The organism is Kitasatospora sp. NPDC004614 (assembly GCF_042873675.1).
Taxonomy (GTDB): Bacteria; Actinomycetota; Actinomycetes; order Streptomycetales; family Streptomycetaceae; genus Kitasatospora.
Map to the genome: position 1 here is coordinate 810,860 of NZ_JBIALR010000001.1, position 21,567 is coordinate 832,426.

Below are 21,567 nucleotides of genomic sequence, written 5' to 3' on the forward strand. Positions count from 1 at the left end.
GGCTGCTTGAGACGTGAGACATCTCGCTCAACCGCCTGGGAGCCTCGTTCGTTCTGCTCTCATCCGAGCACCCTGCCGTCACCCGAACGGTGCCCGCCTTGAAAAGGCTCACTCTCTTCCCTGCGCACCAACTAACGAGCACCAAGCTCGACAGTCACGCCCACAGCGGCTTCTGTTAGGACGTCTTAGTGCGAGCCCTGCTGGGCCTCAAGGAAATAGGAGACCTTCGCACCATCGGCCTTGACCCCGATCAGTTCCTCGATCACGGGTAGCTGATCGTCGGACAGCGGGAAGCTGGAGCCGATCAGGTCGGGCCACGGCCCGACCAGGTCGGCGGCGCTCGCCTCGTCGAACGAGGCCGGGAGGGTCCGCTCGACAACGAGCTCGTCGTCACTGCGGTCGAACCCGAGTACAACCCAGATCATTTCACGCACGTCCGTCCTGCCTCGGGCCCCTTGAGCTGCTTGCCGTTCACGTCGAACGCGCCGAGATGCTTGCCCTGCTTGTCGTACTTCTCGACCTCGCCGTGCTGGGAGTCCCACTCGTAGATGTTCTTCTTATCCTCCCAGCACGGGCGCAGGCCACCGCCCTTCTGGACGGAGGCTTGTTGCTCACGCCATCACGAACGGACGCCTCGTCACATCGGTTGCGCCCCACCAGCAACGATCAGCAAGATCGTGTTACCAGCTCCTTGGGCGGAAACGCTGGAATGGTTCTGTTCCCATGCGCCGACCGGGTGATTTCGGAAGCCGCTGTTCGAGCTCCTTCAACCTCCTGGCCTGCTGGTTCCAGTTCCTGGCGGTCGGCGCATGGGTGGCGTGCTGTCGACAATCAAATACTTCGCACGCATTCTTCTCGTGTTGGCGCCCTATCGCGAACGGAGATTGGCCTGTCATGGACAGATCTACTGCGCTGCAGCTTGCGGCTGATGAGATGGAGGAGCGCGAGCTCCGTCGCAGTCGCATCGAGATCATCGACTACGTGCCCAGCGATCCCTCCCAGGGGGTACTGGCACCCCCTGGGAGCATCACGGTCTTCGTCGCGCATGACGGGGATCCCATCCTTCAGCGCGTCCGTGACGCCACGTCGGGCCCCGCTGGAGCCGATGTCCAGCTGTCGCGGGAGATCCGTGCCATGTTCGAGGGCCGGGAGCGCTCGAGCTACTACCACGCGTACCGGCTTCTGCGGGCCTCGGCGAGCTTCGCCACCATTCGGTACGGGGCCAAGACGCTTGCGACAAACATCTTCCCGCCCCCTGGGCCGAATCTTCTGGTGCTGGAAAACCCTTTCAATGGCGGCCGTCTCGACCCTGGCGAGTTCACACTCGTCGAGCACCACGTCCCGGGAGCCAAGGGTAGTCTCGCCGCCATTGCACTCCGGCACATGCCACCGCTGACCGAGGCCGAGAAAGCCGCGGTCGAGCAGGTGCCCGAGAGCCAGCTCGAGATGAATGTCGCCGTGCGCGCCGACTGCTGCGACAACTGGACGGACTACGCCCAGGCCGCCATCGCTGTCACGATCGCGATGGCCTGCATGGCGGCTCCCCGGCCCGAAGACGTCTCGCTCTCAGCGGAGGAGATCGAGCGTCTGGGCCCTGCAGCCTCAGCACGCAAACTACTCAACCTCCGCCGCGAACTGCTCGGACACGACCACGGTTGAGGCCTACGCCATGCGCCCGCTCGCAGAAGTGCTGCTCGCCGGCCTGTTCGTCAGCTGGTTGCTGGCAACAGCCCTATGCCAGGCGCCGTCACGTGTTCAGAACCGGCTGAGAAAGGCCGACGTGTTCGGCCTCATCCCGCGCTGGCACTTCTTCGCGCCACGACCAGGGACACAGGACTTCGTCCTTGTCTTCCGCGACCAGGCCTCCAGCGGTTCACTGTCGCGATGGCGAGAGGCTCCGCGCCTGCCGGTGAGCCGGTTGCCTCTGTGCGCGTTGTGGAACCCGGGCCGCCGCCACACCAAGGCGATGATCGACATCACCGTCGAGCTCATGAATCTGGTCGTCGACGATCGAAACAAGAAGGAGATCGAGCTGTCCGTGCCGTACTTGGCGCTACTCAACCACATCTCCGGGCTGCCCCGCCTGGATGGAGAATGCCTCACGCAGTTTGCTCTGGTAGCCACACAGAGCTCAGCGTCCACTGAACCCCCGGAAGTCGTCTTCGTCTCGTCGATGCACGCGATCGGATGACTTCACCGTGAATGCTGAACTTGCCATGCGCCTCACGGTCGGCTTGGCAGCCGTCGGCGTGGCCATCTCATCGCTGGAATACCTCCTCCGTCCAGGCCTCCTGGCCGATGATGCCCTCGCCAGTTGGTCAGTGACCCGAACCAGCCACGCCTGGATGGTGACGCCGCGAGCCGAAGCAATGCTGGAACGGCTTTTCGCCTACCCGAACTTCGCGGTGGTGCTTGTCCTGCGGCTACTCGCCGCCGCGGCAGTGATGGTCGGCCCGCCGCTGCCGCTTGCCGCCCTGGCGGCCCTGATCGCGGTGAGCTCATCTCTCCTGGCGCAACGCTCGCCGTACGGCACGGACGGGGCCGATCAGCTGACGGTCATCATCTTCGTTGGCGCCGCACTTTCGGAGGCGATCGCCACCCCAAACTCCTACAAGCTCTTCCTCTGGTTCATTTCGGCACAGGCATGTCTCGCCTACCTCACCGCTGGCGTCGCCAAGTTGGCGTCCCCGGTCTGGCGGGAGGGGGGCGCTCTGCCAGGCATCCTCGGCACAAGCAGCTACGGCTACCGCCGCCTTGGCGCGGTCCTCGCGCGTCATCAGAGAACCTTCTGGACCCTGGGGTGGCTGATCATGGCGCTTGAGTGCGTATTCCCTACCGCACTACTGGGAATTCGACCTTTGACCTACACAATGCTCGCGGCCATGCTCACATTCCATTTGGGAGCAGCCTTTCTGATGCGACTGAACACCTTCTTCTGGGCGTTCACTGCCACCTACCCGAGCATTCTCTTCTGCGCTCTGGGCTCACCTTGACCGGCCTCGCCGAGGGTAGGGATCGGCGGCGCGGCTAAGGCGGTGGGTGGCCGGAGGAGGACGACGTTGTCGGGGCGGACACTGTGTTCTGCTGCTGTTTCTTGCGCCTGAGTCAGGGCGGCTTCGGCGAGGGTGAATTGGGTGACCATTCTGCGGAGTTCTTCGAGCTCCGCTTCCTGGTGGGTGGTGGTCTTCTTGAGCCTGGCGATTGATTCGCGGAGCCGCTTCTCGTTCTCGGGCATCTGCTGGGTTTCGGTGCGGACCCGTTCGTAGAACTCGTTCTTCAGATCCGCGTGCCTTCATGAGGGCCCATCCGGTGGACGCCTGCCTCAAGGCTGTCTCGTAACTCGGTGGGCTGGGCGATGTCGGTCTGGGTGTGCAGCTGCTGTCGGCGGCGCGTCGTGAGCTCATCGAGGTGTTCACCGGGCTGCGCCCGGCCCTGTTCCGGCGCCTGGTCCAGGCGGTGAAGTGCCGCGGAGGCCGGACGCTGGACCCGTCCAGACCCGGCCGGCCGTGGGCGCTGTCCTTTTTTTGCAGGGTCTGGGCCGATGAATGCTGACCTTTTGCCGGCTTTCCGACGGCCCGTCATCTCTCCCGGAAGGGGCTGGCGGGCAGGTGGAGGATGCTGGCCTGCGACGACAACCGGCAGGCACACGCCGTGGATCGCGTCACGCCGAGGACCACACCGCCCCCCGGTTGACGCTGATACGCAGATCGGTGAGCTGTTGCCGTTGGCGGTGGGCGTGGCGATCAGTCCAATTCCGATCATCGCGGTCATCTTGATGCTGCTGTCGCGGCAGGCGGCCAGGACCAGCCCCGGGTTCCTGGCCGGCTGGGTGGCGGTGCTGTGGTGGCCGTGGTGGTGTTCACGCTGATCGCGGCGAGCACGGTCGCTGTCCCGGTGATCGGCTACCTGGCGGCACGCGACCGGATGGCCGGGCCGCTGGAGCGACTGCGGGGCTGGCTGGAGCAGAACAACGTTGTGGTGATGAGCGTGGTGCTGCTGGTGATCGGTGCCGCCCTGCTGGGCAGGGGCATCGGTGGGCTCAGCTCATAGGGGGGGCGGTGTGGGACGGTCCTTGTCGGGCCGTCCCACCGTTGCTTTGCGGGCCCTGGCCGGAGGTCAGTCGGCGCGGAGCTCCGTGCGGGCCAGGGCCGTTACCGACAGGAGCAGGACGGCGGTGCCGAGCAGGACGGACGGGGTGAGCGGCTCGTCCAGGATGGCGGCGGCGATCACCGTCGCGCTGAGGGGTTCGATCAGGGTCACCACGGAGGCGGTGGCGGCGCGGATCACTGCCGCGCCCGCGAAGTAGAGCGCGTACGCGAGGGCGGTTGGCACGGTCGCCAGGTAGCCGAGCAGCAGCAGGGTGGACGGCAGGGCGTGCGTCGACGGGAGGAGGCCCTCGGCGAGGGCGAACGGTGCCAGGCAGACCGCGCAGACCGTGAACGACCAGAGCGTGGTGACCGCCGGGTCGTCCGCGGTGCCGGTACGGGCCCAGTGGCGGGTGGCGACGGTGATCGCCGCGTAGCCGGCCGCCGAGGTCAACGCCCAGGCCAGGCCCAGCGGTTCGGCCTTTACGCCCCCGCCGCCGCCGAGCATCAGCACCGTCAGGCCCAGCAGCGCGCCCGCGATCGCCGACACCCCGGCGCGGCCCAGGCGTTCGCCCATCAGCAGCCGTCCGCCGAGAGCCACCATCACGGGCGCCGAACCGAGCGTCACGACCGTGGCCACGGCCAGGCCCGCGTGCTGCACCGCGAGGAAGTACGCGGCCTGGAACAGCGTCAGCCCGAGCCCGTTGAACAGGATTCGGGCGGGGGCGGGCCGCGGGCGCCTCGCCTTGGTGGACAGCCGCAGCGCGAGCAGGACGCCCGCACCGCCGAGCGAACGCCAGAACGTCAGGGCCAGCGGCCCCAGCCCGCTCTGCCGGAACAGCAGCGCGGCCGCCGCCCCGGCGGTACCCCAGGCGGTCGCGGCGAGCGCGACGTACAGCAGGCCCCGTCGCGCGGGCAGGGCAGTGTGCGTGGAAAACACGGGTGAACTCCCGAAAAGCCGTGATGGTCAGTGGCCACGGAAGCGGGCAGCACCAACCGGCCCGGTCACCCCGCCCGAAACGGCAGGACCCCGGACGCGCTCAGGAAGTGGCCGGCCGCCCGCTCAGACGGCGGGAGGGGGCAGAACACCGCGATGCATGGCGGTCACTGTACCGGGCGGCGGGGGTCGGCTGGTTCAGTCGGGATCACGGTAGGTTGACGGAATGGTGCCGGGGGGAGAGCGCAGGGTGGCGCGATGGTTGGTGGCGGGATCACTCGGGGCGTGCGTGGTGTTCACCGTCGGGGTGGTGGGGTGGGACGCACTACGGCTGACGAATCGTCAGGTCCCGTTCGTGGCCGATGCGGTGAGGGCGGAGCGGCTGGCCGGGTTGGGGGTTGAACAGCATCCCGGGAAGGGGCGGTACTACGTGCCGGAGCAGGCCGTTTTGGTGCGGCGGGCGGACGGGGGTGCTGTCGGGTATCTGCATTACCGGCTGGGCGGGGGTGTGGACGTCAACGTCGAGGATTTCCTGCGGACTTACGACCTTGGCGAGCCCGAGGGGGCGGTGCCTATTCCGGAGGATCTGCGGGAGGCGCTGCCCGGGGACGAGCCGGGTGATGGGGCGTTGGTGCCCAGGCAAGCGGGGCGGCAGGTGTTTGTGGTGCGGGCGGTGGGGGGTGAGCTGCCTGGGGGCGGGGATGTATATGTGCGGGCCGAGGGGCAGGGGTAGGGGAGGGTCAGATCAGGGGTGGGCGGCCGAGGCGGGTGAGGTGCCAGACGGTGTGCCAGCGCATGGGGCGGCGGGGTGGGCAGGAGGTGCGGAGGCCTTCGGCGAAGCCGGCGAACCAGGAGGTGAGGCCGGGGAGGGAGCGGGTGCGGGCGAGGGTGAGCAGGAGCCAGGTGGTGAGGTAGACCGGGACGAGTGCGGCGGGGAGGCGGCGTTTGGCGAGCCAGACGCGGTTGCGGGCCGTGTAGCGGTAGTAGACGGCGTGCCGGGCGGGGGAGGTCTTCGGGTGCTGGAGGACCACCTGCGGGTCGTACTGGATGGTCCAGCCGTCGTCCAGGGCGCGCCAGGCGAGGTCGGTCTCCTCGTGGCCGAACCGGAACTCGCCCGCCCACAGGCCGGTTCGGCGCAGCATCGGCACCGAGAGGGCGTGGCCGCCGCCGAGGAACGCGGTGACCAGGCCGGCCCGCATCGGGTCGGACGCCCGCAGGCGGGGGACGTGGCGGCGCTGGGTCTCGCCGTGCTCGTCCGCGATCCGGAACGCGATGATCCCCAACCGGGGCTCTGCGGCGTAGCGTTCGGCGACGCGGCGGAACACGTCGTCGGCGATCAGCAGCCCGTCGTCGTCCAGTTCGACGACGACGTCGATGTCGCCGGCGTCCAGCAGTGATTGGAGGCCGACGTTGCGGGCGCCCGGGCAGCCCGGGTTGTCGGTGAGGGGGAGTTTTTCGAGCCCGGGCCGGTCCACGTCGGTGAGCGGGCACGCGCTGCCGACCAGTACGACGCGGTGTGCGGGCAGGTCCTGGCGGTCCACCGAGTCCAGCAGGGCGGTGAGTTCGCGTGGGCGGTTGCCCATGGTGACGATCACGACGCCGATTCGTGGTGCGCTCATCTGCTGGACTCCGGTGCGGGGCGGGGGGGTTCGGCCCCGATGGTAGCGGGAGGGGCCGGTCAGGCGTCGAACGTGCTTGTGGCGGTGAGCTGTTCGAGGAAGGTGCGCAGGTCGGGGGCGAGGGCGAGTTCGGTGCCGGCCTCGGCGTCGAGCCAGGTGACGGAGGGCTCGTGGTGCGGGCCGCGGGCGCGGTAGTCGAGGGCGATCCACCAGTGGCCGTCGCCGCAGAGCAGGACCACGGGCGAGGGCAGCTCCCACTCGCCGATCAGGTACGGGGTGTCGAGCAGGGAGAGGGCGTCCGGCCGGTGGCCGATGCCGAGCAGGTGGTCGAACGGGACGTGGTCGTCGCTCCAGGAGGTGGGGCGTCCGGTCGGGAAGGCGGCGTACTCGTCGGCGATCGCGCCGCCGTTGCGCCGGCGCAGCAGGGCGAGCAGCTCGGCGGGCAGGGTGACGCCGAGCAGGCGCTGCGCCTCGGCGACGGCGGCGTCGGTGAGCGGCGGCTGGGTGAAGGCGGGGGAGTCGTCCCGGAAGAGTGGCACAGGGGCAGGATCTCAGGCCGGGTAGGCGTGGGTCTGGGTGGCCTTGACGGCGGCCCAGACCCGGGTGCCGGGGGTGAGGTCGAGGTCGGCGGCGGCGGTGGGGGTGAGGTCGGCGGCGAGGGGGAGGGGGCCGGTGAGGTCGACGCGGAAGCGGTCGCCGTGCAGGTCGAGGCCGGCGACGGTGCAGGGGAAGAGGTTGCGGGCGCTGGTCTCGGGGCGGTGGCGGTGCAGGGTGACCGCGTCGGGCGGGAAGGCGACGAACGCGGGGCCGGCCAACTCCTCGTCGGTGGCGAGGACTTGGCCATCGGGGAGGGTGACGTGGCGGCCGTTCGCGGTGCCCTGGTACAGGTTGAGGCCGACCAGGCGGGCGATGTAGTCGGTGCGCGGCCGGCGGGCGACCTCCGCGGGGCGGCCGGTCTGGACGACCTGGCCGGCCTCGATGACGACCAGGCGGTCGGCGAGCACCATCGCGTCCAGCGGGTCGTGCGAGACGAGGACCGCGACGGCCTCGAACTCGGCCAGGTGGCGGCGGAGTTCGGCGCGGACGTCGAGCCGGGTGCGGGCGTCGAGGGCGGCGAGTGGTTCGTCCAGCAGCAGCAGGCGGGGGCGGACGGCGAGGGCGCGGGCGAGGGCGACGCGCTGGGCCTGGCCGCCGGAGAGTTTCGCCGGGCGGCGTCCGGCGTGCTCGGCGACGCCCATCCGCTCCAGCCAGGGCAGTGCCTCGGCGCGGGCGGCGGCGCGGCGAAGTCCCTTGCAGCGCAGGCCGAACGCGACGTTGTCGAGCGCGGACAGGTGCGGGAAGAGCAGGTAGTCCTGGAAGACCACGCCGATCGGGCGCTGCTCGGCGGGCCGGAACACGTCGTCGGTGGGGGAGTCCAACTGCTCGCCGTCGAGGGCGAGATGGCCGCCGGTGAGGGGGAGCAGCCCGGCGAGGGCGCGCAGGGCGGTGGACTTGCCGGCGCCGTTCGGGCCGAGCAGGGCGACGACTTCTCCGGGTTGTGCGGAGAGCGCCACGTCGAGCGTGAACGGGCCGCGGTCGACGAGGAGTTGGGCGTCCAGAGCAGGGTTCACGGGGTGGACATCCAGCGGTCGCGCAGTCCGGCGAGGACGGCGATGGAGACGGTGAGCAGGATCAGGCTGAGCGCGATCGCCGCCTCCGGGTCGGACTCCATGGCGAGGTACACGGCCAACGGCATGGTCTGGGTGCGGCCCGGGAAGTTGCCGGCGAAGGTGATGGTGGCGCCGAACTCGCCGAGCGCGCGCGCCCAGGCGAGCACCGCGCCGGCCCCGATGCCGGGGGCGACCAGCGGCAGGGTGACCCGGCGGAACGCGGTGAGCCGGGACGCCCCGAGGGTGGCGGCGGCCTCCTCGTAGCGCGGGTCGGCTGCGCGCAGCGCGCCCTCCACGCTGATCACCAGGAACGGCATGGCGACGAACGCCTCGGCGACCACCACGCCGGCGGTGGTGAACGGGAGGGTGATGCCGGTCGCCGAGTCCAGCCAGCGGCCGACGATGCCGTTGCGGCCGAGCACCAGCAGCAGCGCGACGCCGCCGACCACCGGCGGCAGCACCAGCGGCAGGGTGACCAGGGCGCGCAGCAGCCGGCGGCCGGGGAACTCGGTGCGGGCCAGCAGCCAGGCCAGCGGGACGCCGAGCAGCAGCGAGATGCCGGTGGCGGCGGTCGCGGAGATCAGCGACAGCCGCAGCGCCTGCCAGACCTCGGGGCCGGTGAGCAGCGCGGGCAGCGCGCTCCACGGGGCGCGGATCAGCAGGCCGAGCAGCGGCAGGACGAGGAAGGCGAGGCCGAGCAGCGCGGGAAGCAGCAGGGCGGCGGGGACCCGGGTGGCCCCCCGGGGCCGCCGCCGGCCCCGGGGGTGTGGTGCGGGAGTGGTTCGGGGGGTGCTCACGGGACCTGGAAGCCGGCCTCGGTCAGCACGTTGCGGGCGTCCATGGAGTTCAGGTAGCCGAGGAACGCCGCGGCGCCGTTGCTGTTGGGTGCCTTGCCGAGGGCGACGACCGGGTAGTCGTTGACGGCCTGCGCGGCCTCGGGGAACTCCACGCCGTCGATCTTCGCGGCGTCCGCCTTCACGTCCGTCCTGTACACCAGCGAGGCGTCCACCTCGCCGAGTTCGACCTTGGTGAGCGCGCCCTTGACGTCCTGCTCGTAGGTGGCGGGGGTGAGTTCGACGCCGGCGGCCTTCAGTGCGGTGACGGCGGCGGCGCCGCACGGCACCTCCTTGGCGCACAGTGCGGTCTTCGCGCCGCCGAGGTCCTTCAGGCCGGCGATGTGCTTGGGGTTGCCCTTGGCGACGGCGATCTCCAGCGTGTTGCGGACGAACACCCTCGGGTCCTCGCCGGTCAGCTTGGCGTCCGTGACGGTCTTCATGGTGGCGGGGCTGGCCGCGGCGAACACGTCCACGGGTGCGCCGGAGACGATGCTCTGGGCGAGGGCGGAGGAGCCGCCGAAGTTGAAGGTCACCTTGGTGCCCGGGTAGGCGGCCTCGAAGCGCTTGCCGAGCTCGGTGAAGGACTCCTTGAGCGAGGCCGCCGCGAACACCGTCACCGTGCCGTCGACCTTGGGGGCGTTCTGCGTGCCGTTGTTCGACGTGGGGTTGGCGGTGCACGCGCTCAGCGCCGCCGCGAGGGCGAGCACGGCGGTGGCGGCGAGGAGGCTTCTGGCGCTGCGCATGGATGGTTCCCCTGGTCGTGGTGGGCGGTCGCGGCGATTTGTCGGGGGCCGATCAGCTGATCATAGTGCCGCAACTGCGGGGCTCAAGGGGGAGGCCCCCTCGCACCAGCGACCTTAAGCCGAACTTAAGGGCTGCATGTGCCAGGCCTCAAGCACCAGATCAGGCCAATGATCGTTCCTCTCGCCATGCCCCGCCCCCCGGGAGATACTGACGCAGTGTCAGCGAACCCCTACCGTCCGGGGCTCGCCCGCCGACGGAGGGGGAACTCCATGACCGCGACCACCCGCGTGCCCGGCCCGGCCGGACTGCCGCTGATCGGCTCGCTGCTCGACCTCAAGCGCGACCCGCTCGCCACCTACGTCGCCGCCCACCGCGACCACGGCGACGTGCTGCGCATCCAGGCCGGCCCGCCCGGACTGCGCGCCGAGATCTACCTGGTCTGCTCGCCCGAGGGCGCCCAGCAGGTGCTGGCCACCGAATCGTCCAACTTCCGCAAGGACAACGTCTTCTACGGCGAGATCCGGGCCAGCTTCGGCAACGGCCTGCTCACCGCGCAGGACGAGGACTACCTGCGCCAGCGCCGCCTCGTTCAGCCGCTGTTCACCCGCCGCCGGGTCGACCAGTACGCGGACGCCATCGGCGTCGAGGCCGAATCGCTGGCGCAGCGCTGGGCCGACGCCTCCGACGGAACGGTGGACCTCGCCGAGGAGATGTCCCGGTTCGCGCTGCGCACCGTGGCCCGGATCCTGTTCGGCCAGGACGTCGAACAGGCCGTGGAGACCGTCCACCACGCCTTCCCGATCCTCGGCGCGTTCGTCCGCGACCGCGGCTTCGCTCCCGTCCGGTTGCCCCGCGAATGGCCACTGCCCGGGCACCGCAAGGCACTTGAGGCCGAACGCGCGCTGTACGCGGTGTGCGACGGGATCATCGCCCGGCGGGCCGCCGAGGGCGACGCCGAGGAGCGGGACGGGGAGGACCTGCTCGGCCTGCTCGCCAAGGCCCGCGACGAGGACGGCAACCGGCTCGACGCCACCGAACTGCGCGAACAGGTGTTGATCTTCCTGCTGGCCGGCCACGAGACCACCGCCACCTCGCTGACCTTCGCCCTGCACCTGCTCGCCAAGCACCCCGAACAGCAGCGCCTGGCGTACCAGGAGGCCGCCGAGCTGCTCGCCGAAGGGCGCCGTCCCACCGCCGCCGACTACGCCCAACTCCCGTACCTGACACGGGTGCTGAAGGAGGCGATGCGGCTCTACCCGGCCGCGCCCTCGGTCGGCCGGCGGGCCGTCGAATCCACCGTGGTCGGCGGCGTCGAGATCCCGGCCGGCGCGGACGTGCTGATCGCTCCGTACGTGACGCACCGCCACCCCGAGCACTGGGACGACCCCGAGCGCTTCGACCCCGAGCGGTTCACCCCCGAGCGGGAGGCCGCCCGTCACCGCTACGCCTGGTTCCCGTTCGGCGGCGGCCCGCGCGCCTGCATCGGTCAGCACTTCTCGATGCTGGAGTCGGTGCTCGCGCTGGCCGTGCTGCTGCGGGAGTTCGAGATCGCGGCCGTCGACACCGATGTCCCGCTCGGGCAGGGCATCACGCTGGAGGTGCGCGGTCCGGTCCGGGTGAAGCTGACGCCGCGTCAGTAGCAAGTGTGCCGCCCGCTCCCCGGCTTGACGGGGGGAGCGGGCGGATGGCTCAGGCAGTGTGGGTGAGCTTCACCAGGCAGAGGGTGACCGGGTTGGGGCTCTCCTTGCGGACGAGCATGTTGTCACTCTCGGGGAAGGCGTCGCAGGCGTCGTCGGCGGTCGAGGAGGAGCGGCCGACCACCTTGGAGTCCGCGTCCTTGGCGCCGCAGTCGACCACGACGATGAAGGTGCGGGTGGAGCCGCCGACCGTGCGCAGGCAGTCGCCGGCCTTGACGTTCGCCGGGTCGGCGACGGAACTCGTGGCCGTGGGGGTCGGGTAGCTGCTGACGTGCACCCGGACCGGGGCGGGGCCGGTCGCCCCGTCGCGCCAGGAGTGGCCGCCGTTCCAGACGAGCGCGGCGATCAGCAGCACCGGCAGCAGCAGGCCGAGGACCTGCACCCGCTGCCACAGCGGACGGCCCACCGGCATCGGGGTGCCCGGCGCGCCCGGCAGCGGCGGGGGCAGCCGGCGGACCTTCGACCAGGCGCCGAGGTTGCTCAGCATGGTGATCGGGTTGATCAGCATCGAGCCGATGCCCCACCAGCCCTGCCACAGGCTGTTCGAGGTCATCCGACGCACCGACGCCAGTCCGCAGTCGCGGCAGAACGGGCCCCGCAGCTTGAGGAACCGCATGAGCACGATGAAGCCCTGGTGGCCGCGGACCGTGGCCTCCACGGCCGGGACCGAACCGCAGAAACGACAGAACGGTCCGTGGAACGGCGCCTGCGGGGCGGAAGCGGTCTCGGCCCCCGGAGCGGCGTACGTCGGAGCACCGAATGCGCCGGACGGCGGGGGCGGGACGGAATTGGACACGTAGATCCTCGAATTGATGTTCCAGCTGGGAAGTACGCGGAGAGTAGCGGGTCCGGCCGACAGTCCGCATCCCGGTTGAAGCCCGGCGCCCGGCGGAGCATGCGGGGGGCATAGGCCAAGGGCCCATTCGAGCACACCGAACCCACGCCGCGTGGTGCTTTTCAGATCTTCTGGTGACCATCTATCAACTCTGGGTAGCGTCCAGCGTCCCCGGATCAACAAGAGCCCTGGCACCCAGGAGCTTTGACTCAGAAGAGCGCGGGCGAGCGCCGCCGGGCACTCGCGGGAGGCAACCCATGGGATCGATGGACCACTTCAGTGTCGGCTGGCTCACCCCAGTCCTCTCCTACGCGATGGCCTGCGTCGGCGCGGCCCTCGGCCTGCGCTGCACCCTGCGCGCGCTGTCCGCCACCGGCGCCTCCCGCCGCAACTGGCTGCTCACCGCCGCCGCCGCGATCGGCTCCGGCATCTGGACCATGCACTTCGTCGCCATGTTCGGCTTCGCCGTGGACGGCACCGAACTGCGCTACGACGTACCGCTGACGGTGCTCAGCCTGCTGGTCGCGATAGCCGTGGTCGGCCTCGGCGTGTTCGTCGTCGGCCACGGCCGGCACCGCGGCCGCAGCCTGCTGCTCGGCGGACTCACCACCGGACTCGGCGTCGCCGCCATGCACTACCTCGGCATGGCCGCCGTCCGCATCCACGGCGAACTGCAGTACCGGTTCGGCACCGTGGCGCTCTCCGTGCTGATCGCCGTCGGTGCCGCCACCGCCGCGCTCTGGGCCGCCGTCACCATCCGCAACGTGTACGCCGCCGCGGCCGCCTCGCTGGTCATGGGCATCGCCGTCAGCTGCATGCACTACACCGGCATGGCCGCCGTGCACGTCCACATGGAACCCGCCCGCACCGGCCTCGGCGGCGCCACCGCCATGCAGTTCATCTTCCCGCTGGCCGTCGGACTCGGCTCGTTCCTGTTCCTCACCGCCGCGTTCGTCGCGCTCTCCCCGACCGCGCAGGAACGTGCCGCCTACCGCGAGGCCGGCCAACTCGCCGTCGAGGAACTCGCCGTCGACGAACTCGGCCGCGCCGCCTGACCGGTCGTCATCCGCCCTGTCGCTGTCTCAACGCTCGCCCGGCCCGATGCGCCGAACCCCCCGAAAGGCCGTCCCCGCCCATGCGCCCACCCCGAGGCACCTCCCGCAGCGGACCACCCGCCCCCAGCGCCACCCGCGGACCCGCCCGCAACCGGCCCGGCGCCCCCCGGCGCGGCGCCCACGCCGGACCGCCCGCCGACGAAACCCCGCTGCCCGCAGCCCCGTTGGCCCGCCCCGGCCTGCGCCCGCGCACCGTCCGGGCCCGGATCGTCGCCGTCCTGATGCTCCCCGTGGTCGCGCTGATGGCGCTGTGGTCGTTCGCCACCGTCAGCACCGCCGGCGACGTCTGGGAACTGCTGCGGATCAAGAACGTCGAAACCACCCTGCGCACCCCCCTCGACCGCACCGTCACCGCCCTGCAGGCCGAACGCGCCGCCGCCGGCCAACTCCTCGCCACCAACGGCCCCGACGCCGCCCGCGACAGCGAACTGCGCGCCGCCGCCCAGAACACCGACAACGCCGCCGCCCCGCTCACCCTCGCCCCCGGCTACAACCGCGCCGACGCCGAAGGACTCGGCAACGAGACCGCCGGCCGCCTCGACACCCTGGCCCGCGCCGTCGCCGCCCTCCCCGCGCTGCGCCGCCAGATCTCCGGCCACGGTGTCCGCTGGGACGACGCGTACAACGCCTACACCGCGGCCGTCGACAACGCCCTCGCGGTGGCCGGCTCGCTCACCGCCCTGCAGGACCACCGGGTCGCCGCCGACGCCCGCGCACTGCTCGAATTCGCCCGCTCCCGCGAACAACTCGCCCGCGAGGACGCCCTGTTGCGCGCCGCCGCCCGGGCCGGCCGGCTCGACGACACCCAGTACCGCACCGTCCAACAGGCCGCCTACGCCCGCGCCCAGTTCGAACAGGCCGCCGCGCCCGACCTGCGCCCCGCCGACCGCGCCGCGCTGGCCACCGTCACCAACGGCCCCGACTACCAGGAACTGCGCCGCTACGAGGAAGCCGTCACCGCCGCCGGCGACCCGCACGCCGCGCTCGCCGCCGTCCCCGCCGACCGCTGGGCCACCGTCGCCGCCACCACCGCCCACGACCTTGCCGCCGTCGAACAGCAGGCCGGCGAGACCGCCGCCGAACGCTCCGACCCCTACGCCCTCGGCCTGTTCACCACCTCCGGCGCCACCGTGCTGCTCGGCCTGCTCGCCGTCCTCGCCTCCCTGCTGGTCTCCGTCCAGATCGGCCGCGGCCTGGTCGCCGAACTGCACGCCCTGCGGAACTCCGCACTCGAACTCGCCGGACGCAAACTCCCCGCCACCATGCGGAGGCTGAGGTCCGGCGAGGAGGTCGACGTGGACACCGAGGCGCCGCTGCGGGAACACGGCGGCGACGAGATCGGCCAGGTCCACCATGCCCTCGACACCGTCCAGCGGGCCGCCGTCACCGCCGCCGTCGAACGCGCCGAAGTGCTGTCCGGCGTCTCCGGCGTCTTCGTCAACCTCGCCCGCCGCAGCCAGGTCCTGGTGCACCGCCAACTCACCCTGCTGGACGCCATGGAGCGCCGCACCGAGGACCCCGCCGAACTCGACGACCTGTTCCGGCTCGACCACCTCACCACCCGGATGCGCCGCCACGCCGAAGGCCTGATCATCCTCTCCGGCGCCGCCCCCGGCCGCGCCTGGCGCAAGCCCGTCCCGCTCACCGACGTGGTCCGCGCCGCCGTCGCCGAGGTCGAGGAGTACGCCCGGGTCGACGTCCAGCGCCTCCCGCACGCCGCCGTCACCGGCCCCGCCGTCGCCGACCTCACCCACCTGCTCGCCGAACTCGTCGAGAACGCCACCGGATTCTCGCCCCCGCACACCAAAATCCACATCCGCGGCGAACAGGTCGGCACCGGCTACGTGGTGGAGATCGAGGACCGCGGCCTCGGCATGGGCCCCGAAGCCCTCGCCGACGCCAACCGGCGGATCGCCGCCAGCGACCAGGTCGACCTCTTCGACAGCGACCGGCTCGGCCTGTTCGTGGTCAGCCGGCTCGCCAAGCGGCACGGCGTCAAGGTCGCGCTCCGGCCGTCGGCGTACGGCGGCACCACGGCCGTCGTGCTGCTGCCGACCGAGCTGCTCGACCTGCGCGGCGTCGAGGCGGACGGACTCTCGCCCGACGGATTCGTCGAAGCCGCCTACCCCGCACGGCCGTTGATCCCGCCATCGGTACCCGGACGGGCCGCGGCCACCGCGCTGGCCGAGCCGCCTCCCGCGCCTGCGTCGTTGCTCCCGTCCGCGCCGCCTGCGCCGTTGCTCCCGTCCGCGCCGCCCTCGCCCGCGCTGCCCGCCGACGGGGACGACCAACTGCCGCGCCGGGTACGGCAGGCCAGCCTCGCGCCGCAACTGCGCGACGCCCCCGAACCCGCCCGGCCCGGGCTGCGCCCCGGCTCGCCCGCCGCGCCCGCCTCGTTCGCCGACCGCGACCCCGAGCAGGCCCGCGCCGCGATGGCCGCGTTCCAGCACGGCTGGGCCCGGGGCAGTGCCCCCGACACCCGTCCTTTCGAGCGAGGAGACCGCCCCCGATGATCGGCACCGCCCACCACACCGGCGAACTGAACTGGCTGCTCGACGAGTTGGTCACCCGCACCGCCCAGGTCAAGTTCGCCGTGATGCTCTCCGCCGACGGCCTGTCGATGGGCAACTCCACCGGCCTGGCCCGCGAGGACACCGAGCACCTGGCCGCCGTCGCCTCCGGCTTCCACAGCCTCGCCAAGGGCGCCGGCCGGCACTTCGACGCCGGCCAAGTCCGCCAGACCATGGTCGAGTTGGAACGCGGCTACCTACTGGTCGCCGCCGCCGGCCAGGCCTCCTGCCTGGCCGTCTTCGCCGGCCCCGACGCCGATCTCGGCCTGGTCGCCTACGAGATGGCCCGCCTGGTGCGCCGGGTCGGCGAACACCTGGCCGCCGCCCCCCGCGGCCCCCAGGAGGGGTGACCCCCGTTGGCCTACCCCCCGCGCCACTACCTGCCCGGCTCCCCGTTCGGCTACCCGCCGCCGCCCGACCGCCCCGTCCAGTGGTACGACGAGGCCGCCGGCCCGATGGTCCGCCCCTACGCGCTCACCAAAGGCCGCACCCGCCCCGGCCAGCCCTTCGACCTGATCGCGCTGGTCGTCACCGATGTCTTCGATCCGGCGGCTCTGCCGGTCGGCCCCGAACAGGCCGCCATCCTCCACCTGTGCCAGGGCAACGCACTGTCCGTCGCCGAGATCGCAGCCGACCTCGACCTGCCGCTCGGCGTCGTCCGGGTCCTGCTCGGCGACCTCCTCGACGCCGAACACATCCGGGTCAGCCGTCCCGTCCCCCCGGCCCTGCTCCCGCACGAGCACATCCTCCAGGAGGTCATCCATGGACTTCGCGCGCTCTGACGATCTGGCCCTGAAGATCCTGGTCGCGGGCGGCTTCGGCGTCGGCAAGACCACCCTGGTCGGCGCCGTCAGCGAGATCAAACCGCTGCGCACCGAGGAACAACTGACCGCCGCCGGCACCCACATCGACGACCTCGGCGGTGTCGAACGCAAGACCACCACCACCGTCGCCATGGACTTCGGCCGGATCACCATCCGCGAAGGCCTGTCCGTCTACCTCTTCGGCACCCCCGGCCAGGACCGCTTCTGGTTCCTCTGGGACGAACTCGCCCAGGGCGCCCTCGGCGCCGTCGTCCTCGCCGACACCCGCCGCCTCACCGACTGCTTCCCCGCCGTCGACTTCTTCGAGCACCGCGGCATCCCGTTCGTGGTCGCCGTCAACCACTTCGACGGCACCCGTGCCTTTCACCCCGAGGAGGTTTCGCGGGCCCTCGACCTCGACTGCGGCACCCCCGTGGTGCTGTGCGACGCGCGGGAGCGGGGATCGGGAAAGACCGTGCTGATCAACCTCGTTGAGCACGCCGGGAAGGTGCACGCGGCGAGAGTGCTGGCGGAGAGCGGAAGTTGACCTGTGGGTGTGCAGTCCGGGCCGGTTCGATTCGCGGCGGCCTCGCTGCGGGGCGACCCTGGACGAGGGGCGCAACGCCGCAGGGGCGGGCCGCGACCGCGCGGGCGGCGGCAGATACCCGCAGTAACCAGGAGGACGGCATGACCACGGCCAAGGACATCATGCACCCGGGTGCCCACTGGATCACCAAGAGCGACAATCTCCTGCACGCCGCCCAGCTGATGCGCCAGTTGAACGTGGGCGCGCTGCCCGTCGGCGACGAGACCAACAGCGAACGGCTGTGCGGAATCATCACCGACCGCGACATCGTGCTGAAGTGCGTCTCGCAGGGCCTCAACCCGGCCGACTGCAAGGCGTCCGACATCATCGAGGGCACCCCGCGCTGGATCGACGCGGACGCCGGCATCGACGAAGTCCTGCGCGAGATGGAGAGCCACCGCATCCGCCGGCTCCCCGTGATCGACAACAAGCGGATGGTCGGCATGATCAGCGAGGCGGACCTGGCCAGGCACCTGCCGGAGAACCAGCTCGCCGAGTTCGCCGAGCGCATCTACGCGGCGAGTCCGATGTAGCGAGCGCAGCCTCAGTTGATGCCTTCGACCTGAGGAGGCGGCAGTTCGCCCGCGCAGGCGGCGGCCGAGGCGGTCAGCCAGGTCAGCAGTTGGGAGGCGAGCGGCCAGGACGTCAGTGACCGGGCGTCCACGGCCGCGGCGAGCGGTGCCAGCAGGTCGCCGGTGAGCAGCGGCGGTGGAAGCGTCGGCAGGAGGTGAAGTTCGGTTCCGTCCGTGCCGACCTGGACGACCGTCCGCACGAAGGCCTGGAACTCCTTCAGGTCCGGTCGGCCGTGCTCCGCGAAGAGACGAGTGAGCGGCTGGGTCGCGGCCACGGGGTAGTACTGGTGGAGAAACCGCTGGAACTCGATGCTGCCGAGGGGCGGAAGGCCGGGCAGGTCGGAGGCGAGGACGGCCGCGCGTGAGGAGCTGTCCAGCGCCTCCAGGGCCCGATCGAGCCGTTCGGCCGCCGCTGTCCGGGAGCCGCAGTTCGTTGTGGCCCAGTGCTGGAGCAGCGCCAGCCCCGTGACCAGCCCCACGTCGCGGGAGCGGACCGCGTTGGTGACGGCCAGCAGCACGACTTCCGACGCCCCGTCGTTCTGGTCGGCCACCTTCACCAGAGCGTCCGCGGCGGCGCGGAAAGTCGGTCCGATCGGCCCCTTCAGCACTTCGCAGGCGTGGGCGACCAGCAGCCGGTGGTGCCGGGGGTGCGCCCGGGCGAGGTCGTCCTCCACGAGGGACGCGGCCAGCGCCAGGCCGGGGCGGACGGTCATCGTCACCCGGTCCTCGGTGTCGGCGGCGCGCAGCACGGTGATCAGGCCGTCGCGCAGGTGCGGGCGCTGGGTGAAGATGCCGGCGGCGGCGAGCAGCCACGTGTGGTGCCAGGCCGGCTGTCCCGCCAGCCGCTGGAGCCGGGGCAGGATGTCCGCCTCCGGGCCGGAGATCAGCGCCTTGGCGGCCATGAACTCCTGGAGGCTGCGCACCTCGAAGCCGACCATCTCCGCCTCGGGGGCGACCAGCAGGACCAGGCGTTCGGTGGCGGCGTTGAACAGCTTCGGGGCCAGTTCGGCGGACAGCCCCGGATCCTCGGTCTCGTCGGCGATCCGGGCCCGGGACCGTTCGCGCAGTTCCCGTTCGGGCATGACAGAGTCGAGCGCGTCGGCGAGCCCGGCCCTGGACTGCAGGGTCAGGCCGACGCACTGGTGCATCCAGTCGATGTGGCCCTTGTGCTCGGCCAGCAGCCGCCCGTTCTCGCCGGGCTTGTCCACCTCGCGCGCGTAAATGGTCGAGTAGTACGCCTCGAAGAGCTCGAACCGGTTCTGCGGCATCCTGGTCCGGCGCTCCACCAGCAGCGACATGATGGTCACCTGGAGCGGACTGCTCATCAGGCGCGCCGTGTTGGGCTGCCGCGCGGCCTCGCCGAACCTGGTCACGACCGCCTCGCGCATCTCCGGGTCGTCGGCGTGCCGGGCGTCGGCGAGCCGCTGGGCGTAGTGCATGGCGGCGTCGGGCGACAGCGGGGAGAGCCTCAGCTGCTCGAAGTCGCCGACGTGGAACTCGCCCCGGTAGCCCTGTGGCCGGGTGGTCGCCAGGATCAGGTGATCGGCGTCCAACTGGCGCACGTGGACCAGGAATTCCTCGATCGCGGTCATCACCTCCTCGCGGACCTCGGGCGAGGCCACCTCGTCCAGCCCGTCCAGGACCAGGAACCACGGCCATTCGGCCAGCCACCGGCCCAGGCGCTCCGGGCTGAGCGAGCCGGTGAGTTGACGGCCCATCCGGGACGTCAGAAAGCGCAGGATGCTGCGGTCGCCGCCGGTGGCCAGGTGGTTGGCGAAGTCGTGCAGCGCGATCCGGATCGGCCAGCGCCGCACGCGCGGGCGCGGGATCCCGGCCGCCCGCAGGTCGTTGTGCAGGGTGCGGAGCAGGTCTCTGGCGGTGAACGACAGCAGTACCGCGCCGTCCTCGCCGAGCAGGGCCGCACGGTAGGCCTGGCAGACGAGTTGACCGAGGGTGCTCTTGCCCTGGCCCGGCCCGCCGATCAGTGCCACGTTGAGCAGTCCGGCCTCCGCCGGCCTGCTGGACGGGCGCAGGACGTGGTCGCCGCGCTCGATGATGCGGCGCGCGCTCTGTACGGCGGTCTCCGTCCCGCCGGACGAGATCGTGGCATCGAGGTCGATCGCGACCGTGCCCAGGCTCAGCCGCTGCCGGTCGCCCTCCGCACCGGCCTGGCCCAGCCGGACCCACTGGTCGCTGAGCAACTCGGCGGCGGTGTGCGCGTGGACGAGCTGGGCGGTCTCCCGGACGGCGTCGGCGTCGATGAACTCCCCGATCCGGGCCAGCGGGTCGACCGGTGCGACGAACCCGGCGAACAGGCGGCGCAGGTCGGCGCGCGCGTGGAGACGTACCCGAATGTCCTCCTGGTACAGGACCCGAAGGCCCTGGAGCCCGTAGGCCGTCAGCTGATGCTTCACCGGTGCCACCGTCGAGCGGCTCCGGAACCTGCTTGTGTGGTTCGTGGCCGAGGGCAGGTTGGTGCACACCAGCACCCGGCGGGCGGAGAGCCCGCGTTTGTCGAGCTCGATCGCGAGCTCCGGCAGCCACGCGCTGGGCGGCAGGTCGCCGCGCCGGGCCGACGGCGGAGCGAACCAGCAGATCACTTCGGTGCCGTCCGGGAGGTGGAGGTCCGCCGGGGCGGTGTGGTCGAGGCCGACGCGCCCGCCCGCCTCGGCGAGCAGGAGGAGACGCACCAGTTGTCCGAAGGCCTGCTCGCCGAGCCGGTCGAGGTCGTACTCCGGGACCCGGGCGGCTCCGACCATCCCGTTCGCCCCGAACGCGGGTGCTGAAGCCGCCGCCGGTGACGCGTCCCGGGCCGCCTCGGCGAGACCGGCCCAGTACTGCTGAGTCCGTGGCGGCCGGCCGGCCGTCTCGGACCAGAGCCGGACCAGCGCCCACAGTGCGTCCGCGCTGTCCGCGGACGGCGCCTGCGCCTGCCGGACGTCCTTGGGGACCCAGTCGCTGACCCGCTGCCCGCGGAAGTCGGCGATGCGGTACGGCGCCTGGCGCAGCGTCCGCTCGATCTCGGCCTGGGACAGCGGGCGCAGATCCTGCTTGCGCCGTGCCGCGTCGGCCTCGGCCTTCAGGGCCCAGAGTTCGCTGTGCAGACGTCGGCGAGGGTCTGGCGTGGCGATCGGTCTGCCCCCTGTCTGAACGTGGCCGCCCGCCCGCCCGCTGCGCCCGCTGCGGGCGGGTGCGGGCAGGGCCGCTACCTGGAGCGTAGCGCCCAACTCGCCCGCACCGCCCGGGGATCGGGCCATCGGGCGGCCGCTCACCCGATGGTGGTGGCACCGCCCCGGCGCTGGGCCCGGGCGGAACGAGAGGCGGGGGTGTACCCGGGATGGCGAACAACGGGCGGCGGGCGACGACGGTGAAGCGGCTGGCGAAGGCGGCGCTGTTCAGCGCGGTGCGGGCGGCGGCGGGAGCAGGCGGGACGGCGGCGGTGGGGCTGGTGGTGTGGTGGGTGCGGCAGCACTGACGTGAGGGGGCGAGGGCCCGGACGTAAATGGGTGGACGGCGTCC

23 protein-coding genes and 1 pseudogene are annotated in these 21,567 nt (G+C 71.6%); 13 read left to right on the plus strand and 11 right to left on the minus strand.

Annotation, left to right across the window (positions count from 1 at the left end):
* Positions 1 to 185: 185 nt before the first annotated feature.
* Both ACFYST_RS03470 and ACFYST_RS03475 read right to left on the minus strand, forming a co-directional pair.
* The gene (locus ACFYST_RS03470; RefSeq protein WP_387859543.1) at positions 186 to 425 is read right to left on the minus strand and encodes a hypothetical protein; all 240 of its coding nucleotides are present in this window, start codon (positions 423 to 425) and stop codon (positions 186 to 188) included.
* A pseudogene (locus ACFYST_RS03475) lies at positions 422 to 598 on the minus strand (colicin E3/pyocin S6 family cytotoxin); the annotation flags it as partial. The gene ACFYST_RS03470 and the pseudogene ACFYST_RS03475, both read right to left, overlap by 4 nt.
* A gap of 296 nt (positions 599 to 894) precedes the next feature.
* On the opposite strand from ACFYST_RS03475, the gene ACFYST_RS03480 reads away from it, so the two are divergent.
* From ACFYST_RS03480 to ACFYST_RS03490, 3 genes are read left to right on the plus strand one after another with little or no spacing between them, the layout of a single operon-like run.
* Positions 895 to 1,659: a hypothetical protein gene (locus tag ACFYST_RS03480; RefSeq protein ID WP_387859545.1), complete on the plus strand. Its 765-nt coding sequence runs from the start codon at positions 895 to 897 to the stop codon at positions 1,657 to 1,659.
* 10 nt (positions 1,660 to 1,669) lie between these two features.
* Positions 1,670 to 2,191, plus strand: a complete 522-nt coding sequence (locus ACFYST_RS03485; protein ID WP_387859547.1) for a hypothetical protein — start codon at positions 1,670 to 1,672, stop codon at positions 2,189 to 2,191.
* 7 nt (positions 2,192 to 2,198) lie between these two features.
* Positions 2,199 to 2,993 carry a hypothetical protein gene (locus tag ACFYST_RS03490; RefSeq protein WP_387859549.1) on the plus strand — a complete coding sequence of 265 codons (795 nt, stop codon included), beginning with the start codon at positions 2,199 to 2,201 and terminating at the stop codon, positions 2,991 to 2,993.
* On the opposite strand, the gene ACFYST_RS03495 is transcribed toward ACFYST_RS03490, so the two are convergent.
* On the minus strand, positions 2,954 to 3,235 hold the full coding sequence (locus tag ACFYST_RS03495) for a hypothetical protein (protein WP_387859550.1): 282 nt from the start codon (positions 3,233 to 3,235) through the stop codon (positions 2,954 to 2,956). The two genes, ACFYST_RS03490 and ACFYST_RS03495, sit on opposite strands and share 40 nt — an antisense overlap.
* 608 nt (positions 3,236 to 3,843) lie before the next feature.
* On the opposite strand from ACFYST_RS03495, the gene ACFYST_RS03500 reads away from it, so the two are divergent.
* On the plus strand, positions 3,844 to 4,050 hold the full coding sequence (locus ACFYST_RS03500; protein WP_387859551.1) for a GAP family protein: 207 nt from the start codon (positions 3,844 to 3,846) through the stop codon (positions 4,048 to 4,050).
* A gap of 66 nt (positions 4,051 to 4,116) precedes the next feature.
* Here the strand turns inward: ACFYST_RS03500 and ACFYST_RS03505 are convergent, their stop codons facing one another.
* Positions 4,117 to 5,025, minus strand: a complete 909-nt coding sequence (locus ACFYST_RS03505) for a DMT family transporter (RefSeq protein ID WP_387859553.1) — start codon at positions 5,023 to 5,025, stop codon at positions 4,117 to 4,119.
* Positions 5,026 to 5,311: 286 nt separating this feature from the next.
* Between ACFYST_RS03505 and ACFYST_RS03510 the strand changes: the two genes are divergently transcribed.
* Positions 5,312 to 5,755: a hypothetical protein gene (locus ACFYST_RS03510; RefSeq protein ID WP_387859555.1), complete on the plus strand. Its 444-nt coding sequence runs from the start codon at positions 5,312 to 5,314 to the stop codon at positions 5,753 to 5,755.
* A 7-nt stretch (positions 5,756 to 5,762) separates the two neighbouring features.
* On the opposite strand, the gene ACFYST_RS03515 is transcribed toward ACFYST_RS03510, so the two are convergent.
* From ACFYST_RS03515 to modA, 5 genes are read right to left on the minus strand one after another with little or no spacing between them, the layout of a single operon-like run.
* Positions 5,763 to 6,641, minus strand: coding sequence for a glycosyltransferase family 2 protein (locus ACFYST_RS03515; protein WP_387859556.1), 879 nt, complete (start codon positions 6,639 to 6,641; stop codon positions 5,763 to 5,765).
* A 59-nt stretch (positions 6,642 to 6,700) separates the two neighbouring features.
* Positions 6,701 to 7,180: an SMI1/KNR4 family protein gene (locus ACFYST_RS03520; RefSeq protein ID WP_387859558.1), complete on the minus strand. Its 480-nt coding sequence runs from the start codon at positions 7,178 to 7,180 to the stop codon at positions 6,701 to 6,703.
* Between the two features lie 12 nt (positions 7,181 to 7,192).
* Positions 7,193 to 8,251 carry an ABC transporter ATP-binding protein gene (locus ACFYST_RS03525; protein ID WP_387859559.1) on the minus strand — a complete coding sequence of 353 codons (1,059 nt, stop codon included), beginning with the start codon at positions 8,249 to 8,251 and terminating at the stop codon, positions 7,193 to 7,195.
* Positions 8,248 to 9,087, minus strand: a complete 840-nt coding sequence (locus ACFYST_RS03530) for an ABC transporter permease (protein ID WP_387859560.1) — start codon at positions 9,085 to 9,087, stop codon at positions 8,248 to 8,250. Before ACFYST_RS03530 ends, ACFYST_RS03525 begins: the two co-directional genes overlap by 4 nt.
* On the minus strand, positions 9,084 to 9,869 hold the full coding sequence (modA, locus tag ACFYST_RS03535; RefSeq protein WP_387634905.1) for a molybdate ABC transporter substrate-binding protein: 786 nt from the start codon (positions 9,867 to 9,869) through the stop codon (positions 9,084 to 9,086). The genes ACFYST_RS03530 and modA overlap by 4 nt, the downstream gene beginning before the upstream one ends.
* Positions 9,870 to 10,139: 270 nt before the next feature.
* On the opposite strand from modA, the gene ACFYST_RS03540 reads away from it, so the two are divergent.
* A complete protein-coding gene (locus tag ACFYST_RS03540) occupies positions 10,140 to 11,510 on the plus strand; it encodes a cytochrome P450 (protein ID WP_387859562.1) in 1,371 nt (456 codons plus the stop codon).
* 49 nt (positions 11,511 to 11,559) lie between these two features.
* On the opposite strand, the gene ACFYST_RS03545 is transcribed toward ACFYST_RS03540, so the two are convergent.
* Entirely contained in the window at positions 11,560 to 12,225 is a 666-nt protein-coding gene (locus tag ACFYST_RS03545) for a hypothetical protein (RefSeq protein WP_387634900.1), read from the minus strand.
* A gap of 434 nt (positions 12,226 to 12,659) precedes the next feature.
* On the opposite strand from ACFYST_RS03545, the gene ACFYST_RS03550 reads away from it, so the two are divergent.
* The 6 genes from ACFYST_RS03550 to ACFYST_RS03575 all read left to right on the plus strand — a co-directional run bounded on the left by ACFYST_RS03550 (position 12,660) and on the right by ACFYST_RS03575 (position 18,009).
* The gene (locus ACFYST_RS03550) at positions 12,660 to 13,457 is read left to right on the plus strand and encodes an MHYT domain-containing protein (protein WP_387634898.1); all 798 of its coding nucleotides are present in this window, start codon (positions 12,660 to 12,662) and stop codon (positions 13,455 to 13,457) included.
* An 80-nt stretch (positions 13,458 to 13,537) separates the two neighbouring features.
* A complete protein-coding gene (locus ACFYST_RS03555; RefSeq protein ID WP_387859563.1) occupies positions 13,538 to 16,030 on the plus strand; it encodes a nitrate- and nitrite sensing domain-containing protein in 2,493 nt (830 codons plus the stop codon).
* Complete coding sequence (locus ACFYST_RS03560) at positions 16,027 to 16,437, plus strand: roadblock/LC7 domain-containing protein (protein ID WP_387634894.1); 411 nt, start codon at positions 16,027 to 16,029, stop codon at positions 16,435 to 16,437. Before ACFYST_RS03555 ends, ACFYST_RS03560 begins: the two co-directional genes overlap by 4 nt.
* 105 nt (positions 16,438 to 16,542) lie before the next feature.
* Entirely contained in the window at positions 16,543 to 16,869 is a 327-nt protein-coding gene (locus ACFYST_RS03565) for a DUF742 domain-containing protein (protein WP_387636817.1), read from the plus strand.
* Complete coding sequence (locus ACFYST_RS03570; protein ID WP_387859565.1) at positions 16,850 to 17,437, plus strand: ATP/GTP-binding protein; 588 nt, start codon at positions 16,850 to 16,852, stop codon at positions 17,435 to 17,437. Before ACFYST_RS03565 ends, ACFYST_RS03570 begins: the two co-directional genes overlap by 20 nt.
* A gap of 140 nt (positions 17,438 to 17,577) precedes the next feature.
* Positions 17,578 to 18,009, plus strand: coding sequence for a CBS domain-containing protein (locus ACFYST_RS03575; protein WP_387859566.1), 432 nt, complete (start codon positions 17,578 to 17,580; stop codon positions 18,007 to 18,009).
* Between the two features lie 11 nt (positions 18,010 to 18,020).
* On the opposite strand, the gene ACFYST_RS03580 is transcribed toward ACFYST_RS03575, so the two are convergent.
* Positions 18,021 to 21,305: an NACHT domain-containing protein gene (locus ACFYST_RS03580; RefSeq protein ID WP_387859568.1), complete on the minus strand. Its 3,285-nt coding sequence runs from the start codon at positions 21,303 to 21,305 to the stop codon at positions 18,021 to 18,023.
* Between the two features lie 80 nt (positions 21,306 to 21,385).
* Between ACFYST_RS03580 and ACFYST_RS03585 the strand changes: the two genes are divergently transcribed.
* Positions 21,386 to 21,523, plus strand: a complete 138-nt coding sequence (locus ACFYST_RS03585) for a hypothetical protein (protein ID WP_387859570.1) — start codon at positions 21,386 to 21,388, stop codon at positions 21,521 to 21,523.
* Positions 21,524 to 21,567: the final 44 nt, after the last annotated feature.